Annotated in this window: 16 protein-coding genes; 14 read left to right on the top strand and 2 right to left on the bottom strand. The window is 42.3% G+C overall.

Going from position 1 to position 18,939, the window contains the following annotated elements; translation table 11 throughout:
• The first annotated feature begins 38 nt into the window (after positions 1-38).
• From ACZ41C_RS05275 to ACZ41C_RS05285, 3 genes are all read left to right on the top strand, one after another.
• A complete protein-coding gene (locus ACZ41C_RS05275; protein ID WP_138257005.1) occupies positions 39-938 on the top strand; it encodes a metallophosphoesterase family protein in 900 nt (299 codons plus the stop codon).
• Positions 939-940: 2 nt separating this feature from the next.
• Positions 941-2,113: a helix-turn-helix domain-containing protein gene (locus tag ACZ41C_RS05280; RefSeq protein WP_138257004.1), complete on the top strand. Its 1,173-nt coding sequence runs from the start codon at positions 941-943 to the stop codon at positions 2,111-2,113.
• Positions 2,114-2,186: 73 nt separating this feature from the next.
• Complete coding sequence (locus ACZ41C_RS05285; RefSeq protein WP_464564856.1) at positions 2,187-3,317, top strand: acyltransferase family protein; 1,131 nt, start codon at positions 2,187-2,189, stop codon at positions 3,315-3,317.
• A 1-nt stretch (position 3,318) separates the two neighbouring features.
• Here ACZ41C_RS05285 and ACZ41C_RS05290 read toward each other — a convergent pair whose 3' ends face one another.
• A complete protein-coding gene (locus ACZ41C_RS05290) occupies positions 3,319-4,575 on the bottom strand; it encodes an aminotransferase class V-fold PLP-dependent enzyme (protein ID WP_138257003.1) in 1,257 nt (418 codons plus the stop codon).
• A 183-nt stretch (positions 4,576-4,758) separates the two neighbouring features.
• Here ACZ41C_RS05290 and ACZ41C_RS05295 point away from each other — a divergent pair, with 183 nt between their 5' ends.
• The 7 genes from ACZ41C_RS05295 (at position 4,759) to ACZ41C_RS05325 (ending at position 11,579) form a co-directional block, all read left to right on the top strand.
• On the top strand, positions 4,759-6,075 hold the full coding sequence (locus ACZ41C_RS05295; RefSeq protein WP_138257002.1) for a gluconate:H+ symporter: 1,317 nt from the start codon (positions 4,759-4,761) through the stop codon (positions 6,073-6,075).
• An 11-nt stretch (positions 6,076-6,086) separates the two neighbouring features.
• Entirely contained in the window at positions 6,087-6,548 is a 462-nt protein-coding gene (locus tag ACZ41C_RS05300; protein ID WP_154918033.1) for a RidA family protein, read from the top strand.
• A gap of 83 nt (positions 6,549-6,631) precedes the next feature.
• Positions 6,632-7,744: a D-TA family PLP-dependent enzyme gene (locus tag ACZ41C_RS05305; protein ID WP_464564857.1), complete on the top strand. Its 1,113-nt coding sequence runs from the start codon at positions 6,632-6,634 to the stop codon at positions 7,742-7,744.
• A gap of 1 nt (position 7,745) precedes the next feature.
• Positions 7,746-8,813: a dipeptidase gene (locus ACZ41C_RS05310; protein ID WP_464564858.1), complete on the top strand. Its 1,068-nt coding sequence runs from the start codon at positions 7,746-7,748 to the stop codon at positions 8,811-8,813.
• A gap of 79 nt (positions 8,814-8,892) precedes the next feature.
• Positions 8,893-9,552, top strand: coding sequence for a hypothetical protein (locus ACZ41C_RS05315; RefSeq protein ID WP_430905250.1), 660 nt, complete (start codon positions 8,893-8,895; stop codon positions 9,550-9,552).
• Between the two features lie 102 nt (positions 9,553-9,654).
• Positions 9,655-10,539: a carbon-nitrogen hydrolase gene (locus ACZ41C_RS05320; protein WP_464564859.1), complete on the top strand. Its 885-nt coding sequence runs from the start codon at positions 9,655-9,657 to the stop codon at positions 10,537-10,539.
• Positions 10,540-10,544: 5 nt separating this feature from the next.
• Positions 10,545-11,579, top strand: coding sequence for an agmatine deiminase family protein (locus ACZ41C_RS05325; protein ID WP_464564860.1), 1,035 nt, complete (start codon positions 10,545-10,547; stop codon positions 11,577-11,579).
• Positions 11,580-11,667: 88 nt separating this feature from the next.
• On the opposite strand, the gene ACZ41C_RS05330 is transcribed toward ACZ41C_RS05325, so the two are convergent.
• Positions 11,668-13,848, bottom strand: coding sequence for an acylase (locus ACZ41C_RS05330; RefSeq protein WP_464564861.1), 2,181 nt, complete (start codon positions 13,846-13,848; stop codon positions 11,668-11,670).
• Positions 13,849-14,109: 261 nt separating this feature from the next.
• On the opposite strand from ACZ41C_RS05330, the gene ACZ41C_RS05335 reads away from it, so the two are divergent.
• The 4 genes from ACZ41C_RS05335 to ACZ41C_RS05350 all read left to right on the top strand — a co-directional run bounded on the left by ACZ41C_RS05335 (position 14,110) and on the right by ACZ41C_RS05350 (position 18,915).
• Positions 14,110-15,105 (top strand): efflux RND transporter periplasmic adaptor subunit, encoded by a 996-nt coding sequence (locus ACZ41C_RS05335; RefSeq protein ID WP_240042649.1) that lies wholly within the window; start codon positions 14,110-14,112, stop codon positions 15,103-15,105.
• Positions 15,102-16,364: an ABC transporter permease gene (locus tag ACZ41C_RS05340; RefSeq protein WP_464564862.1), complete on the top strand. Its 1,263-nt coding sequence runs from the start codon at positions 15,102-15,104 to the stop codon at positions 16,362-16,364. The genes ACZ41C_RS05335 and ACZ41C_RS05340 overlap by 4 nt, the downstream gene beginning before the upstream one ends.
• Positions 16,365-16,392: 28 nt before the next feature.
• A complete protein-coding gene (locus ACZ41C_RS05345) occupies positions 16,393-17,067 on the top strand; it encodes an ABC transporter ATP-binding protein (RefSeq protein WP_464565706.1) in 675 nt (224 codons plus the stop codon).
• Positions 17,068-17,175: 108 nt separating this feature from the next.
• Positions 17,176-18,915: an ABC transporter ATP-binding protein gene (locus ACZ41C_RS05350; protein WP_138256994.1), complete on the top strand. Its 1,740-nt coding sequence runs from the start codon at positions 17,176-17,178 to the stop codon at positions 18,913-18,915.
• The last annotated feature ends 24 nt before the right edge of the window (positions 18,916-18,939 follow it).

Raw genomic sequence — 18,939 nt, forward strand, 5'->3', positions numbered from 1 at the left:
ATTTTACGGTTTTTCGGATATTTATAAAAACTTTGTAGATGTCCTCCTCAAATAGACTTTCAAGAGCGTATTCAAACGCAAAATATATTTCGTTTGATGATACCTCTAAGTTTATCCTTTTTAGTGATTGTCACCGGGGAGACAATAGTTTCGCCGATGATTTTGCCAATAACAGGAACATTTATTTCCACGCCCTAAACCACTATTACAATGAAGGTTTCGATTATTGCGAGTTGGGTGATGGTGACGAACTTTGGGAAAACCTTCATTTTGAATCAATCTTTGAGGCCCACAAGAATGTCTATAAACTCTTGAAAAAATTTCATTTGGAAAAGAGGCTACATATGATATGGGGAAACCATGATATGGTCTATAAGGATAAGGCTTATGTAGACAAGTATCTCTCCAGTTATTTTGAGCCTATTGACAATACCGATAAGGAGTTGTTTGAAGGTATAACCTACAACGAGGCCATCGTATTGAAACATACCAAGACCCAACAGGAATTGTTTCTTACCCACGGGCACCAGGCAGATTGGTGGAACTATACCTTTTGGCGATGGGGTAGGTTTTTGGTGCGCATTCTTTGGAAACCCTTGCAGGTTTGGGGTATAGCGGATCCCACCAGCCCGGCAAAGAACTTTAAGGAACTGATAAAGCTGGAGCGCCGGATCAAACGATGGATATTACAGAACAACCTACTCATTACCATTGTAGGCCATACTCATAGACCTAGGTTTCCGGAACCCGGAGATATTCCCTTTTTCAATGATGGTAGTTGTGTACATCCAAGGAGCATAACGGGCATTGAAATCGAAAATGGTCAAATTTCGCTTATAAAATGGCAAATCGATACTACTTTGGATGGAACACTAAAAGTTGTAAGATTACTGCTTGAAGGACCTCAAAAGTTAGTGGACTATATGAAAAAAAAGTAACTGTGGAACTTGACAGGCTTATCGAATACATTCCAATACGTCATAATCTTATTTCAACCATAATGTTTTTGGGGGTAGTCCAAAGCTCCTTCCTGTCAATTGTACTCCTTCTTAATTCCAGCAACAATGTTGGCCTTAAATGGTTGGGGTTTTCCATTTTGGCTACCGCCCTTATTTTTTTGGATGTTTATGTTTGCTACACAGGTCAAATTAAATATGTGCTGTTTCTAAACGATTCCACAGAAGCCTTGGTTTTAACTATAGGACCAACACTTTATCTGGCCATTTACTGCTTTTTGAAACGAGAGAATGTTACTTTCAAAAAACATTGGTTGCACTTTATGATACCAATTGGATATTTTTTGTCGCAGATTCCATTCTATTTGGCTCCAATATCGGTGAAATACAATGCCTATATTGGTGCCTATTATTCGAAGTTTCCTAGTGCCAGGATACCGGAATCTTTTAACTACAGCTATCATTACATAAAAGATATTTTTGATTGGCTGATACTTGCTACATTTCTTTTTTATACAATATTGTCCTTAAAAATGGTATGGGAAGAAAAATCCAGATTAAAAGAAATTGGGGTAAAGAACAAATCCAGTAAATATATTTTCACACGAAATACGGTTATAGTTCTGTTCATATTACTGGTACTCATATTTTCAATCTTCTATTCATTTGATGACGATGGAGGAGATCATTACTTGGGTATTTTCAACAGCTGTCTTGCATTTTTAACAACCTATGTCTTGGTCTCGGAATCCCGGTTTTTTGAAAAATCCTGGGTTGCGGACAAGTATGAAACCATTGGTCAATCTAAATCAAACCTAAATCTTGTTAGTATTGAATCCTATGTAGATGAAAACAATTATTTTCTTCTCCAAGATGCTTCACTAAACGATTTGGCCACTATTCTAAAAGTTCATCCAAACCATATATCAAAAATTATAAATCAAGGTAAACATTCCAATTTCAACGATTTTATAAATCAGAAAAGAATAGTCTTCTCCCAAGGGAAATTGATAGACCCCGGCTTTTCCAATTTGACCATAGAGGCCATAGGAGCAATGGCGGGTTTTAAGTCGAAATCCGCGTTTTATTCTGCATTTAAAAAGCACACAGGCACTTCACCATCCGCATATATAAGGTCTTTTTCTCCAAAATTGTAATTCAGGACAGTAAGCGTACCCTAAAAATTTGTCCATTTTAAGGTCAGGTCGATATTTGCCGAAAAAGTAAATCATGGAGACCACTATTAGGAGATACGATTTGGACTGGCTAAGGGTTATCGTATTCGCATTGCTTATTTTTTATCATGTAGGAATGTTTTTTGTACCCTGGGGATGGCATATCAAAAACAATGTGATTTACGATTGGTTAAAGTGGCCCATGCCATTTTTAAACCAATGGCGATTGCCCATATTGTTTGTTATTTCCGGTATGGGTACCTACTTAGCATTATCTAAAAGGAATCTTGGTCAGTTCAGTTGGGAACGAATTAGAAGATTAGGGATACCCCTTATATTCGGTATGATCTTCATTGTACCTCCTCAAGTTTATATGGAACGATTGGCCAAACACCAATTTTCAGGATCTTATCTAGAGTATTTTACCTCGGTTGCCTTTAAAGGTGTATATCCAGTAGGCAACATAAGTTGGCACCACCTATGGTTCCTACCTTATCTACTTGTTTTTTCACTTTTATTAGGGCCTTTGTTCGTTTACCTAAGAAATAACAAAAACCGTTTTAGCAATTGGATTAAAAAAATCATTGGCAAGCCCTTTGGTATATATTGGTTCGTTTTGCCACTCTACCTTTTGGAAGCATTGGTAGAACCTTTTTTTGATATAACCCATGCATTGATAGACGACTGGTTCAACTTTAGCTTTAGTTTGGTCTTGTTTTTTTACGGCTTTCTTCTAATTTCTACCGGAGATATATTTTGGAAAGTTGTGGAGGAATTAAAATTCAAAGCACTTTTAATAGGTGTTTTCACCTTTCTGAGCCAAGTTTTCATTTGGATATTTTTGGAAGACGGATATGTGGTCCATTTTACCGAAGCATTACTTAAAGTAGGCAATATTTGGTCTTGGATTTTGGTGCTTTTTGGGTTTGCAGCAAAATATTTAAACCATAAAAGTTTCTCTCTTTCCTATGCCAATAGGGCCGTGTATCCCTTTTATATCCTTCACCAAACAGTCACCGTTGTTTTGGCTTACTTCTTAATGGACCTTTCTTGGGGACTATTTCCAAAGGCATCACTCCTTATTTTGGGAACTTTTGGATTTAGCTGGTTGATATATCATTTCTTAATTCTAAAAATTCCGTTATTACAGCCCTTCTTTGGTTTAAAAAAGAAACGACAGCAATGATCTAAACTCTATTCGCCAATGTCTTCAATGCAATTATAAATGCATCAAGTTCCTTGGTGGTCGTATAAATATTTGGGGTAATCCTACAGCCCTGAACATTGGCATAATCAATCGCTACGGTAAATATGTTGTATTCTTCCAACAAGCTTTTGGCCAAGTCGGCCGGTTTCATGTGTGCTATGCCAACATTGGCAATACCACAGCTTCGGTGGGGATCTACAGGGGTATTTACCACAATGTGTTCCACGTTTCGGACTGCATCGCTCCAATACCGTTGTAAATAACGGAGTCGGTCTTCCTTTCTTTGTAGTCCGATATTTTCCAAATAATCTATAGCATCGTCTATGGCCAAATCGGTATGAACGGGCAATGTCCCCGTATGGTTAAGTCTTCTGATTTCGGGCACCTCATCCGTATGGTCAGCGAAAAGGGGCCAAATCTTGGCGATGTGTTTTTTTGCAACGAACAACATGCCACTGCCCAAAGGAACACTTAGCCATTTATGAAGGCTACTGCCATAATAATCACACCCAAGTTCCGCGATATTTACATCAATATGTCCAACACAATGCGCACCGTCTACCATTACCTCAACCCCGTGGCTATGGGCCATATCACATATTTTCTTGATAGGTAGGATTTGTCCCGTGATGTTAACCATGTGGCAGACCATCAACAATTTCGTCCTTGGGGTTATTTGGGATTCGTATAGGGAAACGATTTCTTCATCGGAGGCCGGATGGTTGGGAAGGGAAACGACCTTATTGACAACACCAAACCTTTTTGCCACCAAACCAAACTGGTCTTTCATGGCCCCATAATCCTGTTGTGCAAAGATGGCCTCGTCTTTCTTTTGCCATGGATAACCCCCAATGATCATATCCAAGGACTCCGTTGTATTTCTTGTGATAATCAGTTCCTCTGGAGAAGCACCTACCAATTGTGCCAAACGGTCCCTAACCTTGTCCTTATTTTCCCATTGTACCGTACGCATGTAATAGGAGGCCTCATAGTTCACCATATGGATGTGCCGTATATACTTTTCCATGGTAGGTTTTGGAATGAAGTTATAGTAGCCGTTTTCCAGATTGATATAATCCGGTTTTAGGTAGTAATCCTCGCGTATCCGCTGCCAGAAAGCATCCTCATTTTTGGGATATGGGGTTTGGGATTCTTCCAAAGGGTACTGGGGAAGTGCCAAAAACGGGGAAAGGAGCGCCGCACCACCCAATTGCTTTATAAAATCTCTTTTGTTCATCAGGATAGGGTCTTTTCTTAAAAGTATTAAAAAAGGAGCACTTGCATTTTACAAACCTTAAAAATTACGGATAGGTCAGGAAATTTATACTTTTTAAGGAAAATGGAATCGGCATGGAAGCGATACCTTCCTCCTAAAAAATTATCTTATATTCGGGTTTACAAACCAATCCAATAACAACCCATGCCTCTTGTCATCGTAGTCCTTGGAATCCTTCTTTTGTTCCTTTTGGTCGCAAAATTCAAACTCAACGGTTTTATCTCCTTTATTTTGGTTTCCCTTTTTGTGGGAATTACCGAAGGAATGGAACCCATTGCCGTTGTTAGTTCCATTCAAAAAGGTATTGGAAACATACTGGGCTTCCTCGTTCTCATATTAGGGCTTGGCGCCATGTTGGGCAAGCTGGTTGCGGAAAGTGGGGCCGCACAACGAATAACCACAAAGTTGGTGGATAAATTCGGGAAAAAGAACATTCAATGGGCCGTAGTGCTCACAGGTTTTATTGTGGGCATTCCCATGTTCTATTCCGTTGGTTTTGTGATTTTGGTGCCCCTGGTATTTACGATTGCCGCAGCCACAGGTTTACCACTACTTTATGTGGGCCTTCCCATGCTTGCTTCCCTTTCCGTTACCCATGGCTACCTTCCCCCGCATCCCGCCCCTACGGCCATAGCGGCGACTTTTAATGCGGACATCAGCAAAACGCTCCTGTATGGTATCATCGTGGCCATTCCGGCTATAGTGGTAGCGGGACCGTTCTTGTCCAGAACAATGAAAAATATCAAGGCCTCCCCTTTAAAAGAATTGATGAACCCCACCATACTTACGGATGATGAAATGCCAGGAACCGGAATCAGTATTTTTACGGCCCTACTTCCAGTAATCCTTATGGCGATTGCGGCCCTGGCCGCACTTTTTCTTCCTGCCGATTCCTTCCTAACTTCTATTTTAGTTTTTTGCGGGGACCCAGTGATGGCCATGCTTCTTTCGGTATTGGTAGCAATCTACACGTTAGGTTTGGCCCGTGGAAAATCAATGAAGGAAGTAATGGATACCGTTGGTGAGGCCGTAAAGGGTATTACCATGGTTTTATTGATCATTGCCGGGGCAGGTGCCTTAAAACAGGTATTGGTAGATAGTGGGGTAAGCGAATATATTGGAAATGCCCTAAGCGGATCTTCCATTTCACCGCTAATATTGGCATGGTTGATCGCAACGATCATAAGGGTTTGTGTAGGATCGGCCACGGTCGCAGGGTTGACCGCTGCAGGTATTGTTCTGCCGCTGATCGAAGGTACGGGCACCAGCGCGGAACTTATGGTGTTGGCCATTGGATCTGGCAGTCTTATGCTTTCGCATGTAAATGACAGCGGATTTTGGTTATTTAAAGAGTACTTTAATCTTTCCATTAAGGATACCATTAAATCATGGACTTTGATGGAAACGACCGTAGGTGTCATGGGTCTTATAGGTGTTTTGATCTTGAATCAGTTTATATAAATTATAGTATAATGAGTATCTCCAAAAAAATACAGGAATTAGGTCTGGAACTTCCTCCTGCTCCCCCACCGGCCGGTCTATACCGACCTATATTGGTGGTCGATAATTTTTTATACGTTTCCGGTCAAGGACCGGTTTTAAAAGATGGATCGCTCTACAAAGGAAGGGTGGGCCATGACCTTGATTTGGCCGGAGGAAAGCTGGGTGCAAGACACGTTGGCCTTACCATGTTATCCACCATCATTACCCATTTTGGGGAGGTAGACCGGATCAAACGCTTGGTGAAAACACTGGGAATGGTGAACTGTACCCCAGATTTCCAGGACCATCCCTTGGTAATAAACGGCTTCAGCGAACTAATGTCAGATGTCTTTGGTGCCGAAAATGGCGTAGGCGTACGAAGTGCCGTGGGCATGATGCTTCCGGGAGGTATCGCCGTGGAAATCGAGGCAATGTTTGAACTTCACAAATAAACTCTTATTAAGGGATTTGTTTTGGAAATACTAATGAACTTGCCCGCATACGTATTAAAATATCGATTTGTTAACTAAAAATTATGGGAGAAGAAACATGGTATCGGCTGAAGGATAGTACAAAGGTCATTTCCCCATCCTTATTAGTCTATAAGGAGAGGATCATCCATAACATTGAGGAGATGATAGGTATGACGGGGGATGCGAAGAAGTTGTGCCCCCATATCAAGACCCATAAATGTGCGGAAATCGTTCAGATGCAACTGGAACGTGGCATCACAAAATTCAAATGCGCTACCATCGCCGAAGCCGAACTGCTGGGAAATTGCGGTGCTCCCGAAGTACTTTTGGCCATGCAGCCCGTGGGCGCCAATATAGACCGATTTATCACCTTGATGAAAACCTTCCCCAATACCAAGTTTTCGGCACTGACGGATACCTCTGCCATTGCCGATACATTGGCAACATCGGGGAAAGAGAACGATGAAAAAATCGGTCTGTATATCGATTTGAACGTGGGCATGAACCGAACGGGCATTGCCCCAGATGAAAAGGCCTTTCAATTATATGAATATGTATCCGTAAATCCCCATTTGAAAATTCTCGGCTTACACGTATACGATGGTCATCTGAGAAATCCCGATTTTGATACCAGAAAACAGGATTGCGATAAAGCCTTCGATTCGGTCTTGGAATTGAAAGAAAGAATTTTGGAGGCCAAGCTTCCAAACCCCATTATCATCGCCGGGGGATCACCAACTTTCCCCATTCATTGTAAAAGGGAAAACGTCATAGCCAGTCCGGGTACAACGCTCTTATGGGATGCAGGTTACGGCAATCTTTTCCCCGAAATGAATTTTCTTCCCGCGGCCGTATTGTTCACTAGGATCATTAGCAAGCCCAAAGCGGGCATCCTATGTTTTGATCTGGGCCATAAATCCATTGCCCCGGAAATGCCCTTTCCAAGGGTGGAGTTTCTAAGCTTGGGACATGAAAGACAAATTGGCCAATCTGAAGAGCACTTGGTCGTGGAATATGATGACCTGAAAGTAATGGAAATAGGCTCGGAGCATTATGCGATACCCAAACATATTTGCCCCACGGTGGCCAAATACGACGAACTTCTGGTAGTGGACAAGGGTCACATTACCGATGCATGGAAGGTAGCCGCCCGTAACCAAAAAATTACCATTTAGCATGTTTATCCTGGATGCCCATTTAGACCTTTCCATGAACGCCATGGAGTGGAACCGAGATCTTACATGGTCCGTTGCCGCCATCAGGGCCAGTGAAAAAGGCATGACGGACAAGCCCGATCGGGGGAAGAACACGGTTTCCTTTGAGGCAATGCGAAAGGGAAACATAGGTATCTGTGTGGCGACACAGATTGCCCGTTATGTAAAGCCTGGCAATAATTTACTGGGATGGAAATCCCCACACCAAGCTTGGGCACAGACCCAAGGGCAATTGGCTTGGTACAGGTCCATGGAAAAAGAGGGGCACCTTTTTCAGATTCGGTCAAAAACCCAATTCAAAAACCATTTCAAGCGATGGAACCAAGATAAATCAAATTCGCCCATTGGTTATATTTTGAGTTTGGAAGGTGCGGATTCCATTGTTACCATGGAGTATCTCCACACCGCTTATGAAGAGGGCCTGCGCGCCATTGGGCCTGCGCATTACGGCCCGGGAACCTATGCGTATGGAACGGATTCCGTTGGGGAAATCGGCATCAAAGGAAAAGAACTGCTAAAGGAAATCCAAAAGCTCAACCTGATTCTGGACGCGACCCATCTGTGCGACCAAAGTTTTTGGGAGACCATGGCCGTATATGAAGGCCCGGTTTGGGCCAGTCATAACAATTGCCGGAAATTTGTGGATCATAACCGTCAGTTTTCGGACGAACAGATCAAGGAACTCATTACCCGAAAGGCTGTAATAGGTATGGCATTGGACGCTTGGATGATGGTACCCAACTGGGTTCGTGGGAAGTCAACTCCAGAAAGTACCGGAGTGTCTTTGGAACATACCATTCAGAACATTGACCATGTTTGCCAGTTGGCCGGAAACTCGGAACATGTTGGAATCGGGACCGATTTGGACGGTGGTTTTGGTTTGGAACAGTCACCAAAAGATATCGATACCATTGCCGATCTACAAAAAATTCCGGGTATGTTGGAAAAAAGAGGCTATGCAAAAACGGACATCGAAAATATCATGCACGGAAATTTCGTTCGCTTCCTACAGGAACATTTACCGGATTAAGAAGGCAAGGGTTACGATAATCGAATTTAACACCCCGTTAAGTCCCTGTGGCAGGGTATTTGCTATCTTTATTCCGATTATGGATATCCTAATGAACGGACGTAATTCATTTACTAGTTTCCTTTGCCTTTTGTCTTTTGGGTGGATTCAGGCCCAAACGGACCTACCTACGCAGAAACCCTTGAAGATTGAATCGGTCAACCCTATCGATAATTCGGGTACCACTAATTCCGGCAGTGTTCTGAACATTCCATCGGTCATAAAGGAACAGCCCAAACTGGATATGACCACTAAAAATCCAGTGAAAATGCTTCCGGACGAAGAACTCGTACAAGCAGGAACGGGACTTAAGATAGATCCGCGCATTGGCCCAGGCGAGCGCATGAACGGGTCGGGCCAATTCTTCCCGGACCAATATCTTGGTGATATCAAGAGTAATGGAAAATTCATAGGCATCGTTTGCAGGGACCACGAATATGTGGATGGTGATCGGGTCAAGATCTATGTCAATGATGTAGTGGTCGAATACAACCTTTTGTTGACAGGAGCCTTTAAAGGGGTCAACGTAGACCTACAGTCAGGGTTCAACAAAATAGACTTTGAGGCATTGAACCACGGTTCTTCCGCACCAAATACGGCCCAAGTGGATGTATACGATGAAAAAGGACAGCTCCTATATTCCAACAAGTGGTTGTTATCCACGGGCTCAAAAGCCACACTAATCGTTACCAAAGAATAACCCGTACCTCTGGAAATTTATTAATTAGGTTTAATTGCTCCTTTAAACTGGGGCATTCATCTTCTATTTAATATCTTTAATTTTCAAAACAATCATTTTTAGATGTCAAAGAATTACAAAGTCGCCGTTATACAGCTCAATTTGAATAATACCGCCGATGAAAATCGAAAAAAATGTATGGAGTGGATTAAAAAGGCCGCGCACCAAGGGGCCGAAGTTATCTGTCTCCCTGAACTGTATAGCAGTCACTACTTTTGCCAGAGCGAGGATGTGGAAAATTTTTCCATAGCCGAACCTTTGGGCGATGTTTCCTTTACAGCTTTCAGTGCCTTGGCCAAGGATTTGGGTGTAGTGATCATCGTTCCTTTTTTTGAAAAAAGAATGTCCGGCATCTACCACAACAGTGCCTACATCATTGATACCGATGGAAGCCAAGCAGGCCTGTACCGCAAAATGCATATTCCGGACGATCCCCATTTTTACGAGAAATTTTACTTTACCCCCGGGGATTTGGGCTTTCAATCCATCGGTACAAAAAAGGGAAATATTGGAACATTGATCTGTTGGGACCAATGGTATCCGGAAGCGGCCCGATTGACCGCCTTAAAAGGTGCCGAAGTATTGTTTTACCCCACGGCCATTGGCTGGCATCCTGCTGAAAAAGCACAATATGGCCAAAACCAATACGGGGCATGGATGAACGTCATGAAGGGACACGCGGTCGCCAATGGCATCTTTGTAGCTGCGGCCAACCGGATAGGTCTTGAAAAATATATCCCGGATACGGATGGTATCGAATTCTGGGGAAAATCATTTATCTGTGGACCACAAGGCGAAATATTGGCCTTGGCCTCCCATGACAAGGAAGAAATACTAATGGCCGAAGTAGATTTGGCCCTTCAAGAGAATGTCCGCCAAAACTGGCCCTTTTTTAGGGACAGGCGCATCGATGCCTTTGGGGAACTGACTAAACGTGCCTTGGATTAAGCTATATGGGTAAAAGAAGATTTCCCGCAGAATGGGAACAACAGAAAGGTGTTTTGCTTTGTTTTCCACATAATGGGAAGGACTGGCCAGGAAAATTTGGGGCCATTAAATGGGCCTTTGTAGAGTACATAATAAAAGTAGCGGCCTTTGAAACCGTTTTTTTGGTGGTCGCATCTGAAGCGCATCGCAAAAACGTAACTGAAATGCTCGAAATGGCCCATGTTGACCTTTCCAAAGTATCTTTTATTGTACATAAAACCAATCGCAGCTGGATGCGCGATTCCGGACCCATTATGGTCAAAAATGGAACGCAATGGGAAGCACTGAATTTCAACTTCAATGGCTGGGCCAAATACAATAATTGGCAATTGGACAAACACGTCCCTTCTTTAGTGGCCAAACATTTGAATGTTCCTATGACCCAAGTCACCTATAAAGGTAAAAAAGTGATTTTGGAAGGTGGTGCCCTGGAAGTCAATGGAAAAGGTACGTTGATTACGACCGAAGAATGCCTATTGCACCCCTCCATTCAGGTCCGTAATGTAGGATTCACCAAAGCCGATTACGAAGCTATATTCGAGGAGTACTTTGGCGTTACAAATACCATTTGGTTGGGCGATGGAGTCCAAGGGGACGATACCCACGGCCATGTAGATGATTTATGCCGATTTGTTAATGCCGATACAGTCGTGACAGTAGTGGAAACCGACCCTAAAAACAAAAATTACAAACCGCTGCAAGAAAATCTGAAAAGGCTCCAAAAAGCAGTTTTGCAAGATGGTTCCCCTTTGAAGGTAGTGGAATTGCCCATGCCAAAAACCATCCTATTTGAAGGTTTGGAACTTCCGGCCAGTTATGCGAACTTTTTAATCATAAACGGTGCCGTATTGGTCCCAACATTTAATGATCCCAAAGACCGTTTGGCACTCAATATACTATCCGATTGTTTCCCGGATCGGGAAATCATTGGCATCAATTGTATCGATTTGATTTGGGGCTTTGGAACGTTGCACTGTTTGAGCCAACAGATTCCGGGGTAGCAAATTCAAATGCAAACACAAATACAAGTTCAAGTGTCAAGTTCAAGCTCAAAAACAAATGGACCGACAACCTTGCTATCAAAAGAGATTACCTTCTTTCTCCAGGCCGATAGGTTTTTGTAGCCCTTTTCAAAACATCTTCCCTATAATAAGCGGCATCTTTCCAATCAATATTGATGTAGCGTTCCGTTTGGTCATCAAAATGCGGTGAAGCCGGGTCGCCACTTTGTCCCCCCGCCAAAATGGTCTTGGCTTTCACTTGGTCACCAAATTCCACTACTGCGGCAAAACTATTGCCCCTTGTACCGTATATATTTTTTGCATCTGGGGTAGTATATCTAGCCCCATACGCCGCCAAAGCACCCCAACGACCGGAGGCAAATCCAACTCCCACGCTTGGCAGGCTGTCGTTAAATACCTGAACAATGTCCCCGTTCAGACGTTGATAGCGATTGACCTCGCCCCAAGGCATTTTCCAAGTACCGAAATCCGAAATCAATTGATCGACAACTTCCTCAAAAATGCGTAAGCCCTCATCCGTGTGTTCGCCAAAATAAATCATCCGTTCCATATCGCTGAGACCTTGAGGGTAGTTGGCCCGCTGCCCCATGGCGGTGCCATAATAATGCGCCAAGGTCATGGCAACGGATTCTTTCGAGGTCTTATAATCCCATTCTTCAAGAATTTCTATGGGTTCCTGCAATTTTGGATTTTTATCATCGTGGGAATTATAGGCTTTTACCAGTCCCGGAATCAAAGCCTTGAAAGCAGGTAAATACGGGTCGTGGGCCAATTGAATAAGGCTATCAATGGTATACCCTTTCCGATCAGTCAATAATTCAATCGCATGAATCCCTCTAAAATTTTCCTGGTCTTTGGACATGTAGTAAGGATACGCCTCTCTTTTTGGGCTAAATTCAGCAGCAGAGGTATATGGGGTTGAATTACAATTCTGTATCCATCCGTTTTCCGGGTTCAATACCAAAATATTTTCATCCACGGTATGAAGTCCCTGCCAATCGGTTTGGGGGTTGCTCCCATCTACAGGTTCAGAATAATCAAAGCTGACATCCCGCTTCGGAATAAAATTACCGTGGAAGTAGGCGATATTTCCCTCGGCGTCGGCATAGACCGTATTGTTGGAGGAATTGGTGCGAATGTCCATCATCTTTCGAAAACCATCATACCCATCCTGTTTAGTGCGAATATACGACTGCTCCAAAGCCTTGACCGGTTCCCACATCATCGCCGATGCCGTCCATTGACCATCAACGGCATGCGTGATAGGTCCGTGGTGGGTACGGTACATGGGGAAGGTACGTTCCTTGATCCCCGTATCCGATGTATATTTTAAGGTTACCGATGTGGAATCTACCGGCCGCAGCTCCTCCCCATATTGGTAGTACAATTTTCCGTCGTTCTTTACAATGGTCTCCTTGAATTCGTCCATAACATCGGTATAGGTAGATGTGTGCATCCAACCTGTTTTTTCATTGAAGCCCTGATATACAAAAAACTGTCCCCAGGTAACAGCACCATAAGCATTCAGTCCCTCTTCGCTGACCACGTGAACCTCTCCCCTAAAATAAAAGGAAGTGTGCGGATTGATCAATAACATGGGGTTGCCCGATTCCGTTAATGATCCCGATATCGCTATTCCATTGGATCCTTGTGGTTCCGCCATTTCTTCCTTCTTCTGTATTTCCAACAACTCCATTACGGGAAGTTCCATCCAACTCTCGTAAAAGGATTCAATTTTTTTGGTAGAAATGCGTTCGATATCCCCACCGATACTGCCTTCGCTAAAATACATGGGCATCCAAGGTTCAAACCGGGTCAATAATTTGGGCTTCACTTCGGGGTGGGTATATAGGTAATAATTGATACCATCGGCAAAGGCGTCGCACAATTTTTTCAACCACTCCGGACTTTTTTCGTAATTGGCCTTGGCCTCTTCTTCGGTCATAAAAAGTTTCGCCCTCAAATCGCTGTAAATGGCATCCTCACCATCAACTTCGGCCAACCTACCGGTTGCCCAAATATAATTCTGTTCCACACGGTTGAAATCGTCCTCACATTGGGCATAAAGCAATCCAAAAACGGCATCTGCATCGGTCTTGCCATAAATATGGGGCACACCAAAATCATCACGAATGATTTCGATTTGGGAAGCCTGGTCCTTCCATTTTTCAACTTCTGAATTCTTTTCTTTACTTGATTTACAGGCAAATAGTAAAAATGCAAAAACGAGAAAAAATACTTTATTCATATTTTTAATATTTACGAATTGGAAGATACATAATTGTATGCCCTTATTCAAAAAGTATATGACCATGGTCATATTTATGAAATAGGAATTAATGTAGGTTTGGATACAGATTTTGAACTAACATGTCCATTATCATAGGTTATTATGTTTACAAACTATTTTAGATATCCCTTTTTAAAAAAAAGCATTCTATTGTTCGCCATGTTATGGTTGTTTTCATGTGGAGAAAAAATCGAAAAAATCTACCCGAAAAAAATGGCCATGACAGAATCAGTCTATGCCTCCGTAACTGTACAACCGGACAGTTTATACCAAGCGTATGCATCCGTTTCTGGAATTCTGCATAGAAACTTGGTAGAGGAAGGAGACTTGGTTCCTAAAGGATTTCCCTTAGTTCAGATTGTTAACACGGCACCGGAACTCAATGCGGAAAATGCAAGATTGAACTTTCAATTGGCGGAAGAAAATTATCAGGGTAGTTCTGGCGTTTTAAAGGCCTTGGAAGACGAAATAAAGTCAGCAAAATTATCCTTGGAAAACGACTCCGTCAACTATTTTAGGCAAAAAAGGCTTTGGGAGCAGCAAATTGGTTCCAAAGCACAGTATGAGAATAGAAAATTAGCCTATGAGCTCTCCCAGAACAACTTTCGTTTAACCATCAATCGTTACCAACGAACCAAAAATGAGCTTACTACACAATGGCAACAAGCACGTAACAATTACATTACAGCGCAGAGCAATACCCAAGATTTTACAATAGAGAGCAACATAAACGGAAAAGTGTACGCCTTGTTTAAAGAACCCGGGGAAATTGTAAATACGATGGAACCCATTGCTACGGTAGGTAGCAGTGATACTTTTATAATAGAAATGTTGGTAGACGAGGTAGACATAGTAAAACTTTCCAGAGGACAAAAAGTACTGGTCATCTTGGACTCATACAAAAACGAAGTTTTTGAAGCTAATGTTTACAAAATTTATCCAAAGAAGGATCAACGCTCCCAAACCTTTAAGGTTGAGGCTTCTTTTATTGACCCTCCAGCAGTCCTATATCCTGGATTGGCAGGGGAAGGCAATATCATCATTGCACAAAAAAATGAAGTATTGACTATACCCAAATCCTACCTCAACAAAGGAAATCAAGTACAAACAGAGGATGGCCCAGTAACCTTAAAAATTGGTCTTCAGAGTCTTGAACTAATCGAAATCCTCGAGGGGATAGACGAAAATACAGCTATCCTAAAACCCATAGAATGATAAATTGGAGCGTAATAATAGGAATAGCCAAAACACATTTACTAACCAAGATGAAAAGTACGGTGACAGCGGCCTTAGTTGTTACTTTTGGGATAGGGGCCTACATTACCATGGCAGGCTTCATGACCGGCTTGAACAACTTATTGGATGGACTCACGCTAAACCGGACACCCCACATCAGATTGTATAACGAAATAGAACCTTCCAAAAAGCAACCAGTTTCCTTATACGCAGATTTTGAAAATACCTTTAATGTAATTAACTCCATAAAACCCAAGGAAAGCCAAAAAAAAATCCATAATGCGCTACCTATTCTACAGTATTTAAAGACCGATGATGCCGTCAAAGGGGCCACACCTCAACTACAGACACAAATATTCTATCTATCAGGTTCCATTGAACTTGGAGGAATGTTGATAGGCGCTGATATTATGGAGGAAGCCAGACTCTCCAATATTAAAGACTACATAGTAAAAGGTAGCCCAGAAGCCCTTAGGAACAATGCCAACGGAATTCTTTTGGGAGCTGGGTTGGCGGACAAAATGACTCTTACCGTAGGAGACCGTATACAGGTTAGTACGGTGTCTGGCGACATTTTCCCGCTAAAAATCGTAGGGATTTATCAAAGTGGATTGGCAGAGATTGACAATGCACAAAGCTACGTGAACCTAAAGACAGCCCAACGAATATTGGGACAACCCGAAAACTACATCACGGATATACATATTAAACTTTTTGATATAGAATTGGCTCCAACAATGGCAAAAAGATTAGAGCGACAATTTGATATCAAAGCGATAGATATTAAAGAAGCCAATGCCCAGTTTGAAACGGGTTCCAATATAAGAAACTTGATAACCTATGCTGTTTCCATAACCTTATTGATTGTAGCGGGTTTTGGAATATACAACATTCTCAACATGCTCATATATGAAAAAATGAAGGATATTGCCATTTTAAAAGCCACCGGGTTTTCGGGAAACGACGTAGCACTTATCTTCATCAGTCAAGCAGTTATCATAGGATTCATGGGAGGCATTTTGGGTCTCTTGGTTGGATTTGGCCTTTCTGCTTTGATTGATAATACACCGTTTGAAACTGAGGCATTGCCAACTATCAAAACTTATCCTATAAATTATAGTCCTTTATATTACATAATAGGTATCGTTTTTGCCCTACTCTCCACTTTTATTGCTGGATATCTTCCCGCCAACAAAGCGAAAAATATTGATCCGGTCAAAATAATTAGGGGCACATGAGGTTAAACAAAGTAATATTTTGAAAAAGATGAGTTTGGTCCTGGAAACAAGAAACATTGACAAACATTTTTATAAGCCCAAGGACTTTCATGTGCTTAAAGATATTTCCTTTAAAATTAAGGAAGGTGAATTTGCTTCCATAGTCGGGAAGTCCGGTTGTGGAAAATCTACCTTGCTCTATATTCTTTCTACTATGGACACGGAATATACCGGAGAACTGTTTTTAAATGAGCAGCTTATTACCGGAAATTCCAAAGAGGAACTATCACGGATACGCAACAGGAATATTGGTTTTGTTTTTCAATTTCATTATTTGTTATCGGAATTTAGTGTTATTGAAAACGTGATGTTGCCAGCTAAAAAACTTGGAGAAAAATCCCCAAAAGAAATAGAGCAAAACGCAAGAGAGAAATTGGAAATGCTTCATATAGGCCATTTAGCAGAGCAAAAGGCTTCACGAATATCGGGCGGAGAAAAACAGCGCGTAGCCATAGCTAGGGCACTAATCAACAATCCAACGATTCTTATGGGCGATGAACCTACAGGTAATCTTGATAGCCATAATTCTGAAAATGTATTTAATATTTTCAGACGGCTTTCCATTGAAGAAGGTCTTTCTCTCTTGATAGTTACTCACGACAATGATTTTGCACAACGTACAGACCGAATCATAGAAATGGAGGATGGCCGGATTATAAGTTGACGATATCAGAAGAGGTTGAAACCTTTCCAAGCAAAGTGTATTGATAGAAAAACTACCTCTATCGTACTCCATTCATTACACATCCCCATAAAAAGGTATTTTTGTACTATGGCAGATAAAAAAGTAAGTATTCTACAGGCATTTAAGACCATCATTTGGCCTAGGAGAAAATTGGTTTTGATCGGGTTGCTATTAATCGTAATAAGTAAAGCGGCCAGTTTTGTGGCTCCCATATCCTTGCGCTATTTTTTGGATGACGTAGTACCCAATAAAAAATACGACTTTTTAAAGTTACTCGTAACCGTAGTCATCCTTTCATTTTTGGTCCAAGCCGTAATGTCGTTTCTTCTCACCAAAGTTCTCAGTATACAGGCCCAATACATGATTTCGGAATTGCGGGCGCAGGTTCAAAAAAAGGTATTGGCTTTGCCTATCCGGTTCTTTGACAATACCAAGTCTGGCTCATTGGTTTCAAGAATTATGAGCGATGTGGAAGGGGTTCGCAACCTCATCGGTACAGGATTGGTCCAATTGGTAGGAGGTACTTTGACCGCAGTGGGGTCATTGATCCTCTTGTTACGAATCAGTGCCACAATGACCCTGTTGACCTTTATTCCCTTGATTCTTTTTGCGGTCATCGCTCTAAAAGCCTTTAAAATCATACGCCCTGTTTTTAGGGACAGGGGCAAGATAAATGCGGAAGTAAAAGGCCGATTGACAGAAACGCTTGGCGGAATCAGGGTGATTAAGGGGTTCAACGCCGAAGCACAGGAAGCCAAAGTTTTTGAAGATGGTGTGGAGCGGCTTTATAAAAACGTGAAGAAAAGCCTAACGGCTACCGCAGTAATGACCAGTTCCTCTACCTTTCTTTTAGGTTTGGCCACAACGGGGATTATGATGGGTTATGGGGGGTACAAAATGATGCAGGGCGAACTCACCACGGGCGAATATTTTGAGTTTACCTTTTTACTGGCACTCATGGTAGCCCCTATTGTACAGATGAGCAATATTGGAAGTCAGCTGACCGAAGCCTTGGCAGGATTGGACCGTACCGAAGAACTCATGAACGAAATGACGGAAGCCGATGACAAACAACGAACCCTAGAACTGACCGAGATTAAAGGGGATATGCGCTTTGAAGATGTGTCTTTTGCCTATGAGGAGGATAAGGACGTATTGCACAATATCAGTTTTGAGGCCAAGGCCGGGGACGTAATCGCTTTGGTGGGAAGTTCTGGTTCCGGAAAATCGACCATTGCAGGTTTGGCGGCCAGCTTTTTGAATCCTGATTCTGGAATGATTACCATTGATGGCCAGGACTTGGCCAAAATCGATTTGACCAGCTTTAGACAATTTCTGGGGGTGGTCTTACAGGACGATTTTCTCTTCGAGGGTACCATACGCGAAAATATACTTTTCCCACGGCCCAATGCCACAGAAGAAGAACTAACAGAAGCGGTCAAAGCGGCCTATGTAAACGAGTTTACAGATAGATTCGAAAAAGGATTGGATACGATAATCGGGGAACGTGGCGTAAAACTATCCGGTGGTCAGCGTCAGCGCATTGCCATTGCCCGGGCCATTTTGGCCAACCCGAGAATATTGATCTTGGACGAGGCCACCTCTAATCTGGATACCGAAAGTGAATCCCTGATTCAAAAAAGCTTGGCCGAACTTACCAAAGGACGAACCACTTTCGTAATCGCCCACCGTCTTAGCACCATTCGAAAAGCGAACCAGATATTGGTCATAGAAAACGGTCGTATTGCCGAGCTGGGCACCCATGAGGAATTGATTGCTAAAGAAGGTAGGTATTACAATCTGTTTACGTATCAGGCGAGGATATAGATGGTTGTTGGTTGTGTTAGTTAT

It is taken from the genome of Maribacter sp. C-4077 (assembly GCF_055378385.1).